The organism is Microbispora sp. H10670 (assembly GCF_014161385.1).
Taxonomy (GTDB): Bacteria; Actinomycetota; Actinomycetes; order Streptosporangiales; family Streptosporangiaceae; genus Microbispora; species Microbispora triticiradicis.
On the sequence record NZ_JABBWW010000013.1, the window covers coordinates 180,104 to 197,582 of the forward strand.

Genomic DNA, 17,479 nt, shown 5'->3' on the forward strand with positions numbered 1-17,479 from the left:
CTTGCGAGACTGGGTGTACCTATACACATCTCCCCGGGAGCCGAAATGTCCTTCCTTAGGGCTATAACAAAACCTCTACGCGACGCAATGGAGAGCCGGGAGCGGCTGCGGGATCTGCCGGTCCTCATGCTCCAGACCGCTCTGAACGGCGTCGGTCAGGCGCTGCTCATCGGCGACAAGGTCAGGTCGCGGATCGTGCGCCTCGTCGTCGGCGAGGAGGAGCGTTCCGAGAAGACCGAGGCCCCGGACACCGCCACCCGCGACGAAGAGACCTCGGCGGAACCGGTCGCGCGCAGGGAGCCCGTCATCTTCGCGCCCCGCCCGAGCAAGGCGGAGCGGGACGGCGAGAAGACGGCCGCGAGCGCCCCGGCTCCCGCTGCCGCTCCCACTCCAACTGCCGCTCCTGCGCCCGCTCCGGCCGAGACGGAAGCGGTGCCGGCCCCCGAGGCGAAGGTCCAGGAGTCCCTCGGCACACCCAAGCCCGAGACGGCACCCGAGGCCGTGACACCGGAGACCCCGGCCGCCGAGGCCCCGCCCACCGAGGCCACCGCCGAGACCGCGCAGGTCACGGAGGCCCCACAGCCTGCGGAGGCCACGGAGGCCGAGCCCGCCGCTGAGCCCGCCGCTGAGCCCGCCGACACCGCTGCCGAGGCCGCGCCGGTGGCTCCTGCGAAGAAGCCGCGCGCCCGCCGCAAGCCCGCCGCGGCGGCCACCACCGAGGCCCCCACCACCGAGACCGCGGCGGAGACGGCGACGGCGGAGGCACCGGGCGGAGAGACGGCCGAAGCCGCCGCGCCCAAGCCCGCCAGAACCCGCAGGAAGACCACCGCGAAGACCCCGCAGAGCGCCGCCGAGGAGGCAGCCGCGACCCCGGAGGCCACGCCCGCCACCCAGCCGGCCGCTCAGCCCGCCGCCGCCGAGACCGGCACCGAACCCGCCGCCGCGGAGACTGCCGTGAGCGAGCAGGCCGTGAGCGAGCAGGCCGTGAGTGAGGGCGGGGGTGAGCAGGCGGAGCCACTGCCGGGTTACGCCAACCTCACCATCGCGTCGCTGCGGTCGAGGCTGCGCGGCAAGTCGGCCGAGCAGGTGCACGCGCTCCTCGACTACGAGAAGGCGCACACGAACCGTCCCGAGGTGGTCCGTATGTTCCAGAACCGGCTGTCGAAGCTCCAGTCCGAGTCCTGACACCGGCCGCGTCCGGAGCACCGGCGAGGTCCGGCCCCGGCCGGGCCGCCGGGACGCGGGACTGTCGGGCCGCGGGACTGTCGGGACGCGGGATTGTCGGGCGCTGCGGCTAGCCTGCAGGTGCTGCACGGCGAGCGTACGGTGAGCGATGACCGTGGGCGAAGACCGTAAGCGATGACCGTGGGCGAAGACCGTAAGCGATGACCGTGGGCGATGGTCACCGAGCCCGGGCGAGGAGGACTGGTTGAGCGCGAAGACGTCTCCGGAGGCGCCCCTGCCGATCAGGTCGGTGCTGCAGATGGTCGCCCAGTGGATCGGCAAGCTGGGCACCGTCTGGGTCGAAGGGCAGATCACCGAGCTGACGGCGCGTGGCGGCACCGTCTTCCTGACCCTGCGCGACCCGGTGGCGAACGTCTCGGCGCGGGTCACCTGCGCCCGAGGCGTCTACGAGGCCAGCGTGCCGCGCCCGGTGGACGGCGCACGTGTGGTGGTGCACGTCAAACCGGACTTCTGGGTCAACAGAGGATCGTTCGCCTTCACCGCCCTGGAGATCCGCCCGGTGGGGATCGGCGAGCTGCTGGCCCGGCTGGAACGGCTGCGGCAGGTGCTGGCGGGCGAGGGCCTGTTCAACGTGGACCGGAAGAGACGGCTGCCGTTCCTGCCGGGGACGGTCGGGCTCGTCTGCGGGCGCGACTCCGCCGCCGAGCGTGACGTGCTGGAGAACGCCCGCCGCCGCTGGCCCGCCGTCCGGTTCCGGGTGGAGCAGGTCGCCGTGCAGGGGCCGTACGCGGTGGGCGAGGTGACCGAGGCGCTGCGCAGGCTGGACGCCGACCCCGAGGTCGACGTGATCGTCATCGCCAGGGGCGGCGGCTCGCTGGAGGACCTGCTGCCCTTCTCGGACGAGTCGCTGGTGCGGGCCGTGGCGGCCTGCCGTACGCCCGTGGTGAGCGCGATCGGCCACGAGCAGGACAGCCCGTTGCTGGATCTCGTGGCCGACGTGCGCGCCTCGACCCCGACGGACGCGGCCAAGAAGGTCGTGCCCGACGTGGGCGAGCAGCTCACCCTGGTCCACCAGCTGAGGGACCGGGGCCGCCGGGTGCTGCGCGGCTGGGTCGAGCGGGAGCTGTCCTGGCTGGAGTCCGTACGCTCGCGGCCGTCGCTCGCCGATCCGGTTCGGGAGCTCGACCGGCGGGCCGAGCAGGTCGACGCGCTGCGCGAACGGTCCCGGCGGTGTCTCTCCGCGTCCCTGGACCGCTCGGCCGACTCGCTCGAACACCTCAGGGCCCGGCTCGTGACGCTCTCCCCCGCCGCGACCCTGGAACGCGGCTACGCCATCGCGCAGCGCCCGTCGGGTGAGGTCGTCCGCCTGGCGGCCGACGTCAAGCCGGGAGACGAGCTCACCGTCCGCTTCTCCGACGACCGCGTCACGGTGACCGCCGACCCCGACGCCCCGCCCGCCTGACGGCCCGCCCCTGACCGTCCTTCCGGTGTCAGAGGGCGAGCCGCACGCCGTACGCGTCGAGCCAGGCGTTCACCTGGAGCAGCCCTTCGAGGGCCGTACGGGAGCCCTGGAGGCTGACGGCGCCCACCGGCTGGTCGAGGATGCTCCGCACCTTGCCGGTGTCGAGCAGGCAGCCGATGGCCGGCTCTCCGCTCAGCAGGTCGGCCACGGCGGCGCGCAGCGCGTGCTCGTACGCCGGGTCCTGCGTGGAGGGGTAGGGCACCTTGCGCCGTTCGACCACCGAGCGGGGCAGCACGTCGGCCGTCGCGGCGCGCAGCAGGCTCTTCTCGTGGCCGTCGAAGGTCTTCATGGCCCAGGGGGCGTTGAAGACGTACTCGACCAGGCGGTGGTCGCAGAACGGCACGCGGACCTCCAGCCCCACGGCCATGCTCATGCGGTCCTTGCGGTCCAGCAGGATCTGCACGAAGCGGGTCAGGTGCAGGTAGCTGATCTCCCGCATCCGCCTCTGCAGCCCGGTCTCCCCCGGCACCCGCGGCACCTCGGCCAGCGCCCGCTGGTAGCTGTCGGCGCGGTAGGCCGGGACGTCGAGCTTGCTCAGCAGTTCCTCGTTCAGGAACTCGCCCCTGGTGGTCAGGCCGGTCTGGTTCTGTGTGGCGAGCCACGGGAAGGTGTGCGCGCCGACCGCCGCGGGGTCGTGGAACCACCGGTATCCGCCGAAGACCTCGTCGGCGGACTCCCCTGACAGCGCGACCGTCGAGCGCTCCCTGATCGCCTTGAAGAGCAGGTAGAGCGAGGTGTCCATGTCGCCGATGCCGAGCGGGACGTCCCTGGCGCGCAGCACGGCCGCGCGCACGGCCGGGTCCATGAGGTCGGCCGAGTCCAGCACGATGTCCGTGTGGTCGGCGCCCACGTGCCGCACCACGTCGTGCACGTACGGCGTGTCGGGGGTGTCGCGCATGTCGTCGGGCTGGAAGTTCTCGGTGTAGCCGCTGAAGTCGACCGAGAACGACCGCACCGTGCCCCGGCCGCGCAGCGCGCGGGCCGCGAGGGCGGTGACCGCGCTGGAGTCGAGGCCGCCGGACAGCAGCGTGCACAGCGGCACGTCGGAGATGAGCTGCCGCGCGACGATGTCGTCGAGCAGTTCGCGGACGGTCCGGATGGTCGTCGGCAGGTCGTCGGTGTGCTCGCGGGCCTCAAGCTCCCAGTAACGGCGCTTGCTCAGCCCCTCGCGGCGCACCTTGACCACCTGGCCGGGCCGCACCTCGTGCATGCCGCGGAAGACCGCGCACTCCGGGGTCTTCACGAAGGCGAGGATCTCCCGCAGTCCGTCGGCGTCGACGACCCGCTCGGCGAGCGGGTTGGCCAGGATCGCCTTCGGCTCCGAGCCGAACAGCACCCCGTCGGGCGTCGGGTAGTAGTACAGCGGCTTGATGCCCATGCGGTCGCGCACGAGCAGCAGTTCCTCGCGCCGGGTGTCCCAGATCGCGAAGGCGTACATGCCGTTGAGCCGGGAGACGAAGTCGTCGCCCCATTCGAGGTACGCCCGCAGGACGACCTCGGTGTCGCTCCTGGTCCGGAAGGTGTGGCCGAGCCGTAGGAGCTCGTCGCGCAGCTCCTGGAAGTTGTAGACCTCGCCGCTGTAGGTGAGGGCGGCCAGGACCTCGCCGCCGGCTTCGGCGGTCATCGGCTGGCGGCCGCCCTCGATGTCGATGATGGCGAGCCGCCGGTGGCCGAACGCGACGTGCGGGGCGAGCCAGGCCCCCTCGGCGTCCGGCCCCCGGCACGCCATCGTGTCCGTCATCGCCTGGACGGTCTGCCGCTCCTCCCGGAGATCGCGTCCGTAGTCCACCCAGCCACTGATTCCGCACATGGAGATGACCCCCGGTTCATCACTCCCGCAGATGGTTAGTACACCTAAGCAACGGCTCAATCAGGACTTTTATGCCCAAATCGGGCATCGCTATGAGGCCGCGAAGTGTCGGTCCCGGCCTCTAAGGTGGAGGGCGTGAGCGAGGACAGGCAGACTCCCCCGCAGGACGGACCGGCTTCCGCGCAGGACGGGCAGACCCCGTCGTACGAGCAGGCCCGCGAGCAACTGACCGACGTGGTGCGGCGGCTGGAGAACGGCGGGCTCACGCTGGAGCAGTCGATCGAGCTGTGGGAGCGCGGCGAGAGGCTGGCCGCCGTCTGCGAGGAGTGGCTCCAGGGCGCGCGCGCCAAGCTGGCCGCCGCGATGGCCCAGCGTCAGGAGCCCCAGCCGAACGGACCGGAGGACGCCCCCTTCTGACACCGGGCGGGGGCCGCGGCCACCGGCCGAGATCCACGGTCAGCCGGACGCGGGCGTCGGCGAGGGCTGCGGGGTGAGCGTGCGGACGAGGGCGCTCAGTTCCTCCCACCCGGCCGTCCCCGTGACGACCACCGCGTGATCGGGGAGAACGCGGACCAGCGACCGCTGGTTCTTGTCCGGCCGCACCCGCTCCTCCCAGGTCACACCGTCGATCTGGCGGCTCCCGCCGGGCTTGTCGGTGTTGGTCATGCGGTTGACGAACCCCGCGACCGGGCGTTCGTCGCTCTGGGCGACCATGGCGTGCTCCCGCTCACCGGTCGCGAATCCCAGCCGCCATGTCACGACGCCGCCGTCCTGGGTCAGCCGGGAGCTGTTGGGCACCCAGTTCGCCGGGACCTGCCTCGGCGCCACAACCTCGTACGGCGCCGCGCGGACCGCGTTGGCCTGGTCGATGCCGTACTGCACCCGCGGGATGTGCTCGGTGCGGCTCTGCGGCGTGACGAGCAGGAACAACCCGACGCCGGCGAGGCAGACGAGGAGCGCGAACGCGTAACCGAAGAAGCCCTGGGTGAATCGTCCCACGTCACGCCAGATTAGCCACCGGGGTGGCCGCCGGCCGTACCGGCGGTCAGGGTTGCCGGATATTGCCAATGATGCGAAGAGCGTCCTCGGCCATCCTCCGGGCCTCCGCGGGATCGTCGGACAACGTCACCTCCTGCACGACCGCCGCGAGGGCGCCGGTGACGACCAGGACCAGCGCGTCCTCGTGCTCGAACAGGGCGGCGGTGCGCCGGGCCCACTGCCGGAGCCGTTCCCGCATGACGACCTCGAATCCGGGCGGCGCGTCGCCCCGCAGGAAGAGCGCGGCGAGGTCGCGCTCGGCGAGGCAGCCCTCCAGGTAGGCGCGGGCGGCGGCGAGGAACTGGGGCATCGGGCCGGTCTCCCCCGCCGACCTCGCCTCCTGCACGGCCTGCCGGGTGCGCTGGGCCTGGCGCTTCTGGAACTCCTCGAACAGCGTGAGATAGAGGTCGGCCTTGCCGGAGAAGTGGTGGTAGAGGCTGCCGACGCTGGCGCCGGCCCGGGCGACGACATCGGTCACGCCGGCCTCCGCGAAGCCGCTGGTGACGAAGGTCTCCTTGGCGGCGTCCAGGAGCGCGACCCTCGTGGCCGCCCCGCGGTCCGACGTCCGCGTCGCGAGTGGCCGCTCGGCCGGCCGTACGGGGGGTTGCCCAATGTCGCCGCTCATGCGGCGACGATATCCCCGACCCGTCCTCTCCCGTGGCGCGCGCCCGCGAATCCCGTGGCACGCGCCCGCGAACACCTCCGACCTGGCCCGACAGGTTCAGACCAATCGGACAGAAGCCCCCTTCACACATTACGATCGCCCATAGCGGAGCTTGCGACGTTAGGGGATCAATGGCTGATCACGTACCGGCGGCACTGGCTGCGGGAGAACGCGCACCCGACCGCAACCTGGCTCTTGAGCTGGTCAGGGTGACGGAGGCGGCGGCGATGGCCGCGGCCCGCTGGGTGGGGCGCGGGGACAAGAACGGCGCGGACGGCGCCGCCGTCAACGCCATGCGCCAGCTGATCAACACGGTCTCGATGAAGGGCTCCGTGGTGATCGGCGAGGGCGAGAAGGACAACGCCCCGATGCTGTACAACGGCGAGCGGGTCGGCGACGGGACCGGGCCCGAGTGCGACGTGGCCGTGGACCCGATCGACGGCACCCGGCTGTGCGCGCTCGGCATGAACAACGCGATCTCCGTGATCGCGTTGAGCGAGCGCGGCTCGATGTACGACCCCTCAGCGGTGTTCTACATGGAGAAGCTCGTCACCGGCCCGCAGGCGGCCGGGCAGGTGAACATCGACGCTCCGGTGGCCGACAACATCCGGGCCGTGGCGCGGGCCAAGGGCGCCAAGCCGTCCGACGTGACCGTGGTGATCCTGGACCGGCCCCGGCACGAGCGCATCGTCAAGGAGATCCGCGAGACCGGGGCCCGGATCCGCTTCATCACCGACGGCGACGTGGCCGGCGCGATCATGGCCGCCCGCACCGGCACGGGCGTCGACCTCATGCTCGGCATCGGCGGCACCCCGGAGGGCATCGTCGCCGCCTGCGCGCTCAAGTGCATGGGCGGGGTGATCCAGGGCAAGCTGTGGCCGCGCGACGACGACGAGCGCCGCCGGGCCCTCGACGCCGGGCTCGACCCGGACCAGGTGCTCACCACCGACGACCTCGTCCGCTCCGACGACGTGTTCTTCGCCGCCACGGGCATCACCGACGGCGAGCTGATGCACGGCGTGCGGTTCCAGGGCGGCGCTGCGGTGACGCACTCCCTCGTGATGCGGGGCCGCTCGGGGACGATCCGCAAGATCGAGAGCGAGCACCAGCTCTGGAAGCTCGGCGCCTACAGCGCGATCAACTTCGACACGGCCGTCTAGCGGGCCCGGCGGGGCTCACCGGCCGAACAGGCGGCGGCGGGGGCGCTTCGGCGAGCGGGCGACGACCTTGCCGCCGAAGACGAACCCGGCCAGCTCGATCACGGGCGCGTCCGGGGCGTGATCGGTCGCGCCCGCCGGGAGCCGCACCTCGTTCCGGAAGGACCGCACGCGGGCGGTGGGCGCGGTCACGATCCGCACGCCCTCGGGGACGAGCAGCGTGACCGTGCCGGCCATGACGGCGAGCTGGACCACCACGTGCCGCGACTGGAGGAGCGCCTCGCACAGGTCCATCGAGACCGTGCCGCCCAGCGACGTCACCGGGATCTGCGAGGGCACCACCCACCGGCCGCCGCGCGTCTCCGTACGGAAGAAGGCGGTGACGGGACGGTTGTCCATACGGAACGGCTGGCTCTCCGGCGGCAGCAGGTCGACGGTCAGCTCGGCCAGCTCGCCGAGGGTGCGGGCGGCCCAGACGCGCTCCACCCGTTCCTCGTGTTCCAGCGGGGTCAGGCGCCCGTCGATGACGGCGTCCGTCAGCACCGTGACGACCCGCTCCCGGTCGGCGTCCGACGCGCGCATCAGCCCGGGATCGGGCGTCGCGGGGCTGCCCGGGGTGCCGGGAGCGCGCGACGCGAGGAAGGTGGAGATCCACTTCGCGGCTGAGGACTCGCTGCTCACATCTTCGAGGGTATGCGGTCCGCGGCACGCCTCACAGTCTCCGCGGCCACGCGGCTCCGGCCGCGCCGCGTACCGGACCATTGACCGGGCCCGGCGCTGCTCCTACGCTGGCGAAAACCTGAACTCTCCTCATGTTCCTGGAGGCCTGGGATGTTGGTGGAGGCCGCGATGTCCGTGAGCGTCGCGATGCCCGTGGAGCACGGTGCGCAGCACGTTCGGGAACACAGTGCCCACGCCTCGTGACCGGCGGGCCCGGCTCGCCGCCTTCGCGGTGTTCGCCGTCCAGGGCCTCACCTTCGCCACCCTGCTCACCCAGGTGGCGACGCTGCAGCGCAAGCACGGTCTCACCGACGGCGAGCTGTCCATCCTGCTCCTGGTCGTGCCGGTGATCGCGGGCGCCGGGAGCGTGCTCGCGGGCACCGCCGCCTCCCGGTACGGCAGCCGCCTGGTGCTGCGCCTGGCGCAGCCGCTCGCCTGCGCGGCCGTGGTGCTCGCCGGGCTCGCGCCGAACGTCCCCATGCTCGTCGTGGCGAACGTCCTGTTCGGCCTGGGGCTCGGCGGGGTGGACGCGGGCATGAACATGCAGGGTGTGGCGGTCGAGCGGGAGTACGGCCGGCCGGTGCTCACGGGCTTCCACGCGCTGTGGAGCGCGGCGGCGGTCGCCGGCGCGTTGTGGGCGTCGGCGGCGGCCGGGATCGGCCTCGGGCTGCCCGCCACCTTCGTGATCGCCCTCGTCCCGGCCGTCGCCGTCGCGCTGGTCGCCTCGGCCTGGCTCTATCTCCCTGGTGAGGAGCACCGCCACCGGACCGGAAGCCCGGCGGAGACGCCGGGGCAGGCGACCGTCAAGGCGGGGGTGGCGTGGCGTCCCATCATCCCTCTCTGCATCGCGATGGCGTTCCTCTACGTCGGCGACTCGTCGATCTCCAACTTCGGCTCCGTCTTCATGGACAGGGTCGTGCACGCCGCGACGCCCGTGATCCCACTGGCTCTCGGGGCGTACCAGCTCACGACGTTCCTCGTCCGCGTCGGGGGCGATCTCGCGGTGCGGAGGTTCGGCCCCGCGGCGATCGTGCGCGCGGGCGGCGCCGTGGCCACGCTGGGCTTCGTCGCGATCGTGGCGGCTCCGTCGGCGCCCGCGGCCATCGCGGGATTCGCCCTCACCGGGATCGGCCTGTCGGTGGTGGCCCCGCAGTCGTTCAGCGCGGCCGGCCGCCTCGACCCGGCGGGCACGGGCGTGGCCATCGCCCGGGTCAACATGTTCAACTACGTGGGGTTCATCGTCGGCGCCGCCCTGGTGGGCGGCATCGCCGACGCCTCCGGCTACCAGGTCGCCTTCGCCGCGCCGCTCGTGCTGGCCGCCGCGATCATCCTGCTCGCCCGGGGCTTCCAGCCGCGTACGGCCGGGAGCGCCGCCACCACGGCCCCTATCGCGTCCTGACCTCCTCGGCCATCGCGCGTACGGCCTCCCTGACGCGGTGGACGGGCAGGCGGGCGAACCCGATCACGAGCCCAACGGGCCGCCCTTCCGCGGTCCCGAGGGCCGGGGTCGCGACCTCGGCTGACAGGCCGGCCGCCCGGGCCGCCGCAGCCAGGGCGGACGCGTCCGTCCCGGCGTCCGGTACCGCGTCCGGTACCGCGTCCGGTACCGCGTCCGGCACCCCGTCCGGCACCCCGTCCGGCACCCCGTCCGGCACCGCGTAGAGGTGCAGCCCGGCCGAGATGCCGCGTACGGCGAGCCGGGGCAGGTGCTCGGCGAGCGCGCCGACGAGCGCGTCCCTGCGCCGCCGGTACTCCCGGCGCATCCGGCGCAGGTGCCGGTCGTACGCACCGCTCGCGATCAGGTGGGCGAGCGCGTACTGCTCGATGACCGGGGAACCGAGGTCGAACTCCTCACGCGCGAGCCGTACGGCGCGGGCGAGGCCCGGCGGCGCGGCGATCCAGCCGAGCCGCAGCCCCGGGGCGAGGGCCTTGCTCACGCTGCCCGCGAGCACGACCCGGCCGGGCGCGAGGCCCTGCAGGCACCCGACGGGATCGCGGTCGAAGCGGAACTCGGCGTCGTAGTCGTCCTCCAGCACCAGGGCGCCGGTGCGGGCGGCCCAGCCGGCCAGGGCGGCGCGGCGGCGCGGGGACAGCACGACGCCGGTGGGGTACTGGTGCGCGGGGGTCACCAGCACGGCGTCGGCCCCGGCCGGGAGGTCCTCGACGACGATCCCCTCCCCGTCGACGGGCACCGGGACGAGCCGCGCCCCGGTCCGGCGGAGCAGCGGAAGCTGCCGCGCGCTCGTCGGGTCCTCGACGGCCAGGACGACGCCGCGGCCACGCTCGCGCGCCAGGGCGTGCAGGACGAGGCTGAGCCCCTGGGCCATCCCGGTGAGGATCACGACGTCCTCCGGCGTCACGTCGGCCGCCCGCACCCGGCCCAGGTACGCGGCGAGCTCACGGCGCAGGGCGGGCACGCCGCCGGGATCACTGTAGTCGAGCGCGTCGTTCGGCAGCGTGGCGAGGACGTGGCGGACGGCCGCGAGCCAGGCCTGCCGGGGGAAGGCGCCGAGGTCCGGCGACGTGGGCCGGTGCCCGTAGTGGGGGCTGCCCTCCCCCTCCCGCCCGGCCGGCTCCTCGGCCGCGTGCCGCCCGGCCCCCGCCGCGACGCGGGTCCCGGCGCCGGTGCGGCTTTCGAGCACCCCCTCGGCCACGAGCTGCTCGTACGCCTCCACGACGACGCCGCGCGACAGGCCGAGGTCGCGGGCGAGGTCACGGGTGGCCGGCAGGCGGGCGCCCGGGCCGAGCCGCCCGGAGCGCACCGCGTCCCGCACCTCGCGGGCGATCTGCGCGGCGAGCCCGCCCGCGCTCCGGTCGACCACCAGGTGAAGATCGCCCATTGGACCACCATAACGCCGTCCGATTGGACCGGTGGCGGAGACCAACCGCTTCCTAGGATCGGCAGACGTGAACACCTACACGACTGGGGCCGCCGGGGCGATGTTCCTCGTGGGGACGCTGGCCGCGGTCTCCGGCGCGATCGAGGACTATCCGGTCTACGGCGGCCAGGCGATCCGCTACGCCCTCGCCGCCGTGGTGCTGCTCGCCGCCGCCCGAGCACGCGGCCTCGGACCCGTACGGCTCCGGCCGCGTCAGTGGGGGCTGCTCGCCGCGTTGTCGCTGACCGGGCTGGTGCTGTTCAACGTGTGCGTCGTCGAGGCGGCCCGGGCGTCCGGCCCCGCGCTGCCCGGCATCGTCCTCGGCACCGTGCCGCTGGCGCTGGCCCTCGTGGGCCCGATGTCCACCGGCGGGCGGCCGTCGCCGCGCGTCGTCGTGGCGGGTCTGGTGGTGGTCGCCGGCGCCTCCGTGGCGACGGGCGCGGGCAGCGGGAACCTGCCCGGCCTGCTGTGGTCGCTCGGGGCGCTCGCCTGCGAGCTGTGCTTCTCGCTGCTGGCCCTGCCGCTGCTGCCGCTGATCGGGCCCGTCCGGCTGTCGGCCTGGTCGGCCCTGCTCGCGGTGCCGCTCCTGCTGGCCGCCGGGCTGGCCCTGGACGGCCGGAACGTGCTGCGGACGCCCACCCCCGCCGAGGCGGCGGCCCTCGCCTACCTCGCCCTCGTCGTCACGTGCGTGGCGTTCTTCCTGTGGTACCGCTCGCTGCCCCGCCTGGGGCCCGGCCGGGCCGGGCTGTTCGCCGGGATGGTCCCCATCGGGGCGATCTCCACGGCCGCCCTACTCGGGACCGCCGTCCCCACCCCGGCCGACCTCGCCGGAACGGCCCTCGTGGTCAGCGGGATCGCTCTCGGGCTCCGTTCACCCCGGCCCCGGCGTCCGGCGCCGGAGGCCGCGAACCGTCCCGCGAGCCGTCGCGGGAACGGTCATGCGCCGCGCCGGACGGAAGCAACCAGGTCATCTCGCCCTGTTTGACCTGCCGCAACACGAGCGTGAGCAGCGACAGCGCCAGGGCCACGAGGATGCCGATCGCGAATATGATCATTACGATGACCTCGCCGTTCATGGCCCCTCCTCTCGTCCCGTCTCAATTATCCCGCTTTATGTGCATATCGTCTGGTTGAATTCATTCAAACCCTACTCATGCCCCGGGCATGATGACCATTGTTCATTCGCCGTACGCTGTGCAGGGACATGGACGGCCCGCGCGCGGCGGGCGCGCCCGACGAGGCAGACCACGAGGACCGAGGACGATGCCGGAGTTCGACTACACCGACCTGCTCCCGCTGGGACCCGACGAGACGGAGTACCGCCTGATCACCCGCGAGGGGGTGCGGGTCACCGAGGCGGCCGGGCGCAGGTTCCTGGAGGTCGAGCCGGAGGCCCTGCGGCTGCTCACCGAGACCGCGATCCACGACATCTCGCACTACCTGCGCGCGTCCCACCTGGCCCAGCTCCGCAAGATCGTCGACGACCCGGAGTCCAGCGGCAACGACCGCTTCGTCGCCCTCGACCTGCTCAAGAACGCGAGCATCTCGGCCGGCGGCGTGCTGCCGATGTGCCAGGACACCGGCACCGCGATCGTCATGGGCAAGCGCGGCCGCCACGTGCTGACCGACGGCCGCGACGCCGAGCACCTCAGCCGCGGCGTATACGACGCCTACACCCGGCTCAACCTGCGCTACTCGCAGATGGCCCCGCTGACGATGTGGGACGAGAAGAACACCGGCTCCAACCTGCCGGCCCAGATCGAGCTCTACGCCGAGGACCCGAACGGCCACCCGGACGAGTACAAGTTCCTGTTCATGGCCAAGGGCGGCGGCTCGGCCAACAAGTCGTTCCTCTACCAGGAGACGAAGGCGGTGCTCAACGAGAAGCGGATGCTCGCCTTCCTGGAGGAGAAGATCCGCTCGCTCGGCACCGCCGCCTGCCCGCCGTACCATCTGGCGATCGTCGTGGGCGGCACCAGCGCCGAGTACGCGCTGAAGACGGCGAAGTACGCCTCGGCCCGCTATCTGGACTCCATCCCCACCGAGGGCTCGGCGAGCGGCCACGGCTTCCGCGACCTGGAGATGGAGAAGAAGGTCTTCGAGCTGACCCAGAAGCTGGGCATCGGCGCGCAGTTCGGCGGCAAGTACTTCTGCCACGACGTGCGGGTGATCCGGCTGCCCCGGCACGGCGCGTCCTGCCCGGTCGCGATCGCGGTGAGCTGCAGCGCGGACCGGCAGGCACTGGCGAAGATCACACCGGAGGGCGTGTTCCTCGAACAGCTGGAGACCGACCCCGCCCGGTTCCTCCCTGACACCACCGACGAGCACCTCGGCGGCGACGTCGTGAGCGTCGACCTGAACCGCCCGATGCCGGAGATCCTCGCCGAGCTGAGCAGATATCCGGTGAAGACGCGGCTGTCGCTCACCGGGCCGCTCGTGGTCGCCCGCGACATCGCGCACGCGAAGATCGCCGAGCGGCTCGACGCCGGCGAGGACATGCCGCAGTACATGAAGGACCACGCCGTCTACTACGCCGGCCCGGCCAAGACCCCTGAGGGCTACGCGTCCGGCTCCTTCGGCCCCACGACGGCGGGCCGGATGGACTCGTACGTCGAGCGCTTCCAGGCGGCGGGCGGCTCGATGGTGATGCTGGCCAAGGGCAACCGGTCGAAGCAGGTCACCGAGGCGTGCCAGAAGTACGGCGGTTTCTACCTCGGCTCCATCGGCGGCCCGGCGGCCCGGCTGGCCCAGGACTGCATCAAGAAGGTCGAAGTCCTGGAATATCCGGAACTGGGGATGGAGGCGGTCTGGAAGATCGAGGTCGTCGACTTCCCCGCTTTCATCGTCGTCGACGACAAGGGCGACGACTTCTTCACCGACACCACCGGGCCCGTCCTTACCATCGGCCGCCGCTGACCCTGCGGGGATGTTGTCAGGATCTTTGACAGAAGATCTCAACAATTTCCCGGCATGGTCTCTACAGGTCGCATGGCACAAATCGGTAAGCTGCCACCCATGCGTGCGCCCTCCGGATACCTGCTAGCCGCGCGCTATCGGCTTATCGAGCCGGTCGGGCGCGGCGGGATGGGCACTGTGTGGCGGGCGCGTGACGAACTGCTCGACCGCGAGGTGGCGGTCAAGGAGGTGCGGCTTCCCCTGGTCCTCGACGAGGAACTGCGGGCGGAGCTGTGCGCCCGCACCGAACGCGAGGGCCGGGCGACCGCCATGGTCGCCCACCCCTCGGTCATCACGGTCTTCGACGTCATCACCGAGGACGACCGGCCGTGGATCGTGATGGAACTGCTCCGGGCGCGGTCGCTGGAGGAGCTCATCCGCCAGGAGGGCCCGCTGCCGCCGCGCCGGGTCGCCGACATCGGGCGGCAGGTCCTCGGCGCGCTGCGGGCCGTGCACGCCAAGGGCATCCTGCACCGCGACGTGAAGCCCAGCAACGTGCTGGTCACCGACGACGACCGGGCGGTGCTGACCGACTTCGGGCTGGCCGCCCTGGAGGGCGACGCCTCCATCACCCAGGCGGGGATCGTGCTCGGCTCCGCCGGATACATCTCCCCCGAACGCGTCCTCGGCGACCGGGCGAGCCCGGCCGCCGACCTGTGGTCGCTCGGCGCGACCCTCTACACCGCCGTCGAGGGGCGCGGCCTGCACGGCCGCCGTACGGCGGCGGCGGCGCTCGCGGCGCTGACCAGCGGGGCGCCCATCCCGATGGAGAAGGCGGGCCCGCTCGCCCCGGTCCTGCGGGGCCTGCTGCAGATCGACCCGGCGGCCAGGATCGACGGCGTGCGCGCGGCGCACGTCCTGTCCAGGGTCGCGGCCGGAGGCGTGGTCGACGATCCGCTCGCCTCTCCCTTCCGCGGCGGACGTCCTTCACCGCCGCCCACCGCGCCCGCTCCCCCCAGCAGCCGCAAGCCGCCGCACCGCAACCCGCCCCGGGGTCAGCACCGTGGCCAGCACCGGGCCGAGTCGCGACCGGCCCCCAAGGTGGCCCCGCGCGACCGCGACTCCGGGCCGCACCGGCAGTCGGGGCCGTACGGCCAGCCGTACCAGGCGGGCGGGCCGTACGATCCGTCCGGCTCCTACGGGATGTACGGGCCGAGCGGGCCGCTCGGGCCGTCCTTCCCGTCCGGCGGCCAGTACGGGCAGACCGATCCCTATGGACAGACCGGGCCCTATGGACAGACCGGGCCCTATGGGCACAGCGGCCAGTTCCGGCACAGTGGGCCGCACACCCTGTACGGGCAGTCCGGGCGGCACCTCGCCTATCCGCGCGATCTGGGAGGCGACGTCGCCGCCGTGCCGTCCCAGCGGCGGCGGCCGAGCGAGGGGCTGCACCGCAAGCCGCCGGAGCCCGCTTTCCAGCAGGTCGTGCGCATCCCCATGATGCGGCACGTGGCGAAGATGATCAAGATTCTGCTACCGCGCCGGTACTGGCCGAGGATTTTTATCAAGTAACAGGAAAGCGCGTTTCAAGGCTTAATCGCTATCTTTCTTCTCATGCCGGAACAGCATGGGCGGATGCTCGCTGATCGCTACGAGCTGCGCGTCCGCATCGGTCGGGGAACCATGGGCACGGTCTGGCGAGCGTACGACCGTTCGCTGGACCGGGAAATCGCGGTCAAGGAGATCCGCCAGGACCCGGCACTCAGCCCCCGGCAACGCCAGGAGCTGCGCGAACGCATGCTGCGTGAGGGCCGTATGGCGGCCCGCGTCAGTCATCCCTCCGTCGCCACGATCCACGACGTCATCCTCGCCGACGGCATCCCGTGGATCGTCATGGAGCTGGTCGAGGGCCGGTCGCTGGAGCAGGTGGTCGACGAGGAGGGGCCGCTGCCGCCACGCCTGGTGGCGGAGATCGGCTGTGACCTCCTGAGCGCGCTGCGCGCCGCGCACGCGCAGCGCATCCTGCACCGGGACGTCAAACCGGCGAACGTCCTGCTGACCGAGACGGGCAGGGTCGTCCTGACCGACTTCGGCATCGCCAAGGCCCTGGGCGACACCGCCCTCACGCAGACGGGCATGGTCATCGGCTCCCCGGGTTACACCGCCCCGGAGCGGGCCCGGGGCGATCACACCGGCCCGGAGTCGGACCTGTGGTCGCTCGGCGCGACGCTGTACTTCGCCGTCGAGGGACGACCGGCGTACGAACGCGCCACGGTGGGCGAGACGCTCGCGGCGCTGATGACCGAGAGCGCCGACCCGCCCGCGCAGGCCGGGCCGCTGCGCCCGGTGCTGGAGGGGCTGCTGGAGAAGGACCACAGGGCGCGCCTCACGCCCGAACGCGCGGCCGCGATGCTGCGGATGATCGCCGACACGCCGACGGGCGCCTCACCCGCGCCAGCTCCGGCTCCCCCCGCGCGTCCGGCCGGGACGGCGGACGTCCAGGCGGACGACAGCACGGACGGCAGCGCGCACAACAGGACGGACGGCGGGGCGAACGGCAGGGCGGATCAGCAGGCCCGGCCCGAAGAGATCGAGATGATCGCCCCGTCCTCCGCCGTCGGCTCTCCCGACGCTGTCCCGTCAGCCGTGGCCCCCGGAGGCGTGGCTCCGCACGGCGCGGGTCCACACAGCGCGACTCCAGGCGGCGTGGCTCCGCACGGCGCGACTCCAGGCAGCGCGGGTCCGGGCGGCGTGCTGGGCGACGAGGAGGACGTGAACCGCACCATGGTCGTGCCCCGCCCGACGGGCGTGCCCAGGGTCCCTCCTCCCCCGCCGCGCCCCGAACCCGGTCCCGACCCCGTCGGCAGGCACGACACCACCGTCCCCGGCAGGCTGCCGGGGACGCCGGGCCGGGGCCCGGCGTCCCCGGCCTTCGCCCCTGCCCCCGATCATCCCTCCGCGAGCAACGCCGCCCTGGGCTGCGCGGGGCAGCACGGCGCGGGACAGCACGGTGCGGGGAGCCTTCCCCTGCCCGCCGCGCAGCCTCCTGCGCCTCCCGGTCCACCCTCCGGTCCACAACAGTCCGGTCCACAACACGCCGGCCCGCCTTTCGGCCCGTATCCCTCGGCGCCTCCCGGCGGCCCCGGGAGTCCCGGGGGGCCGTTGGAGGGTGCCGGGGGTCATGGCGCACCGGTGGACGGCGTACCCGGGTCGAGCAGCCTGGGCACGGACCTGTTCGCGATGCGCGGCCCCTCCGGCCCGGACGCCGGTACGCGGGTGCGGGTGCTGGTGACGATGGGAGTCGTGCTCGCCGGGCTCGTGGTGCTGATCCTGCTGGCGGTCGTGCTCATCGCGAAATGAGACGTCTCCGCGAAAAGACGTCTTCGAGAAAAAGACGGCGGCCGCGGTGGGGACACCGCGGCCGCCGCCTGGGGGTGAGACGTCACTCGGAGGAGAAGGCGGCGTCGAAGGCCGCGTCGGGTGGGGTGATGGCGTTGAGTGCGCGGATGTAGGCGAGGGACTCGGGTGCGCCGTGCAGCCGGTCCATGCCCGCGTCCTCCCACTCGATGGAGATCGGGCCGTCGTAGCCGATGTGGTTGAGCGCGCGGA

At 72.8% G+C, this 17,479-nt stretch carries 14 protein-coding genes and 1 pseudogene; 9 read left to right on the forward strand and 6 right to left on the reverse strand.

Translation table 11 applies throughout. From position 1 onward, the window contains the following. The first annotated feature begins 87 nt into the window (after nt 1-87). Together HHX33_RS20005 and xseA are read left to right on the forward strand one after the other, a co-directional pair. Nucleotides 88-1,185, forward strand: a complete 1,098-nt coding sequence (locus HHX33_RS20005) for a hypothetical protein (RefSeq protein WP_182875925.1) — start codon at nt 88-90, stop codon at nt 1,183-1,185. A 244-nt stretch (nt 1,186-1,429) separates the two neighbouring features. After that, nucleotides 1,430-2,647 carry an exodeoxyribonuclease VII large subunit gene (xseA, locus tag HHX33_RS20010; protein ID WP_182875926.1) on the forward strand — a complete coding sequence of 406 codons (1,218 nt, stop codon included), beginning with the start codon at nt 1,430-1,432 and terminating at the stop codon, nt 2,645-2,647. Nucleotides 2,648-2,675: 28 nt separating this feature from the next. Here xseA and asnB read toward each other — a convergent pair whose 3' ends face one another. Further along, nucleotides 2,676-4,517, reverse strand: a complete 1,842-nt coding sequence (gene asnB / locus HHX33_RS20015) for an asparagine synthase (glutamine-hydrolyzing) (protein WP_182875927.1) — start codon at nt 4,515-4,517, stop codon at nt 2,676-2,678. A gap of 135 nt (nt 4,518-4,652) precedes the next feature. Here asnB and HHX33_RS20020 point away from each other — a divergent pair, with 135 nt between their 5' ends. After that, nucleotides 4,653-4,934: an exodeoxyribonuclease VII small subunit gene (locus HHX33_RS20020; protein ID WP_117408373.1), complete on the forward strand. Its 282-nt coding sequence runs from the start codon at nt 4,653-4,655 to the stop codon at nt 4,932-4,934. A gap of 39 nt (nt 4,935-4,973) precedes the next feature. On the opposite strand, the gene HHX33_RS20025 is transcribed toward HHX33_RS20020, so the two are convergent. Together HHX33_RS20025 and HHX33_RS20030 are read right to left on the reverse strand one after the other, a co-directional pair. Then, nucleotides 4,974-5,516: a DUF4245 domain-containing protein gene (locus tag HHX33_RS20025; RefSeq protein ID WP_182875928.1), complete on the reverse strand. Its 543-nt coding sequence runs from the start codon at nt 5,514-5,516 to the stop codon at nt 4,974-4,976. Nucleotides 5,517-5,562: 46 nt separating this feature from the next. After that, a complete protein-coding gene (locus HHX33_RS20030) occupies nt 5,563-6,180 on the reverse strand; it encodes a TetR/AcrR family transcriptional regulator (protein WP_182875929.1) in 618 nt (205 codons plus the stop codon). 170 nt (nt 6,181-6,350) lie between these two features. Between HHX33_RS20030 and glpX the strand changes: the two genes are divergently transcribed. Next, on the forward strand, nt 6,351-7,379 hold the full coding sequence (gene glpX / locus HHX33_RS20035) for a class II fructose-bisphosphatase (protein WP_182875930.1): 1,029 nt from the start codon (nt 6,351-6,353) through the stop codon (nt 7,377-7,379). Between the two features lie 15 nt (nt 7,380-7,394). On the opposite strand, the gene HHX33_RS20040 is transcribed toward glpX, so the two are convergent. Continuing rightward, nucleotides 7,395-8,057 (reverse strand): DUF1707 SHOCT-like domain-containing protein, encoded by a 663-nt coding sequence (locus tag HHX33_RS20040; protein ID WP_244302378.1) that lies wholly within the window; start codon nt 8,055-8,057, stop codon nt 7,395-7,397. 202 nt (nt 8,058-8,259) lie between these two features. Between HHX33_RS20040 and HHX33_RS20045 the strand changes: the two genes are divergently transcribed. Further along, nucleotides 8,260-9,495, forward strand: a complete 1,236-nt coding sequence (locus HHX33_RS20045) for an MFS transporter (protein ID WP_310741448.1) — start codon at nt 8,260-8,262, stop codon at nt 9,493-9,495. Here HHX33_RS20045 and HHX33_RS20050 read toward each other — a convergent pair. Then, a complete protein-coding gene (locus tag HHX33_RS20050; RefSeq protein WP_182875932.1) occupies nt 9,482-10,936 on the reverse strand; it encodes a PLP-dependent aminotransferase family protein in 1,455 nt (484 codons plus the stop codon). The genes HHX33_RS20045 and HHX33_RS20050 overlap by 14 nt on opposite strands. A gap of 67 nt (nt 10,937-11,003) precedes the next feature. On the opposite strand from HHX33_RS20050, the gene HHX33_RS20055 reads away from it, so the two are divergent. The 4 genes from HHX33_RS20055 to HHX33_RS20070 all read left to right on the forward strand — a co-directional run bounded on the left by HHX33_RS20055 (nt 11,004) and on the right by HHX33_RS20070 (nt 17,230). Next, nucleotides 11,004-11,960 (forward strand): DMT family transporter, encoded by a 957-nt coding sequence (locus tag HHX33_RS20055; protein ID WP_310741449.1) that lies wholly within the window; start codon nt 11,004-11,006, stop codon nt 11,958-11,960. 278 nt (nt 11,961-12,238) lie between these two features. Next, nucleotides 12,239-13,891, forward strand: coding sequence for a fumarate hydratase (locus HHX33_RS20060; RefSeq protein ID WP_182875933.1), 1,653 nt, complete (start codon nt 12,239-12,241; stop codon nt 13,889-13,891). A gap of 99 nt (nt 13,892-13,990) precedes the next feature. Beyond that, complete coding sequence (locus tag HHX33_RS20065; protein WP_182875934.1) at nt 13,991-15,442, forward strand: serine/threonine-protein kinase; 1,452 nt, start codon at nt 13,991-13,993, stop codon at nt 15,440-15,442. Between the two features lie 42 nt (nt 15,443-15,484). Then, nucleotides 15,485-17,230 (forward strand): serine/threonine-protein kinase, encoded by a 1,746-nt coding sequence (locus HHX33_RS20070; protein WP_182875935.1) that lies wholly within the window; start codon nt 15,485-15,487, stop codon nt 17,228-17,230. 82 nt (nt 17,231-17,312) lie between these two features. Here the strand turns inward: HHX33_RS20070 and HHX33_RS36230 are convergent. Further along, nucleotides 17,313-17,479 (reverse strand): annotated as a pseudogene (locus HHX33_RS36230) (sugar phosphate isomerase/epimerase); the annotation flags it as partial.

Bases quoted from the DNA above. Each gene is read 5' to 3' on its own strand.
- asnB (WP_182875927.1), bottom strand. From the start codon at position 4,517: ATGTGCGGAATCAGTGGCTGGGTGGACTACGGACGCGATCTCCGGGAG.
- HHX33_RS20030 (WP_182875929.1), bottom strand. From the start codon at position 6,180: ATGAGCGGCGACATTGGGCAACCCCCCGTACGGCCGGCCGAGCGGCCA.
- HHX33_RS20070 (WP_182875935.1), top strand. From the start codon at position 15,485: ATGCCGGAACAGCATGGGCGGATGCTCGCTGATCGCTACGAGCTGCGC.
- HHX33_RS20060 (WP_182875933.1), top strand. From the start codon at position 12,239: ATGCCGGAGTTCGACTACACCGACCTGCTCCCGCTGGGACCCGACGAG.
- HHX33_RS20065 (WP_182875934.1), top strand. From the start codon at position 13,991: ATGCGTGCGCCCTCCGGATACCTGCTAGCCGCGCGCTATCGGCTTATC.
- glpX (WP_182875930.1), top strand. From the start codon at position 6,351: ATGGCTGATCACGTACCGGCGGCACTGGCTGCGGGAGAACGCGCACCC.
- HHX33_RS20005 (WP_182875925.1), top strand. From the start codon at position 88: ATGGAGAGCCGGGAGCGGCTGCGGGATCTGCCGGTCCTCATGCTCCAG.
- HHX33_RS20050 (WP_182875932.1), bottom strand. From the start codon at position 10,936: ATGGGCGATCTTCACCTGGTGGTCGACCGGAGCGCGGGCGGGCTCGCC.